Raw genomic sequence first — 467 nt, 5'->3', positions numbered from 1 at the left:
AACGACAGGTGCGCGTGCTCGTCGGCGTCATAGACCCCCTCCTGGGTGAACTCCTGGATCTCCTCTGGCAGCCGGTGGCCGTAGTCGGGCACCTGGACCCGCTCGGGGATCTCCGGTTCGGGCTTCTTGGCCGTGTGGATGACCGGGTCTTCGCCTTCAATCAGCGGCCATTCGAAGGATTTCTTGGAACCGTAGGCATCGAAGCTCTCCCGGTACTGCCGGGCCGTGTCGAACAGGCTGCGGTAGATATGGGCTGAGATATCTGAATCTTTCAGCTTGATGTGGCAGGTCTCGACCGCAAACGGGGAGCCGGACTTTTCGATCAGCTCATCGCTGATCTTCCCGGAGCCAAAGCAGGAGACGTACTCCGCATCGGCGTCGGTCAGCCCCAGCACCGGGCTCACCACGTGGGTGGCGTAGTGCATCGGCTTCATGTACTGCCAGTATTCGGGCCAGCCCTCCATATC

1 pseudogene is annotated in these 467 nt (G+C 61.2%); it reads right to left on the bottom strand.

The features are described from left to right. A pseudogene (locus ACG2F4_RS19430) lies at nucleotides 1–467 on the bottom strand (gfo/Idh/MocA family oxidoreductase); the annotation flags it as partial.

Source organism: Halalkalibaculum sp. DA3122, assembly GCF_043951865.1.
Lineage (GTDB): Bacteria > Bacteroidota > Rhodothermia > Balneolales > Balneolaceae > JAMQKA01.
Note: the sequence above shows the minus strand (reverse complement) of the source record. Positions and strands in the feature narration are given on the sequence as shown.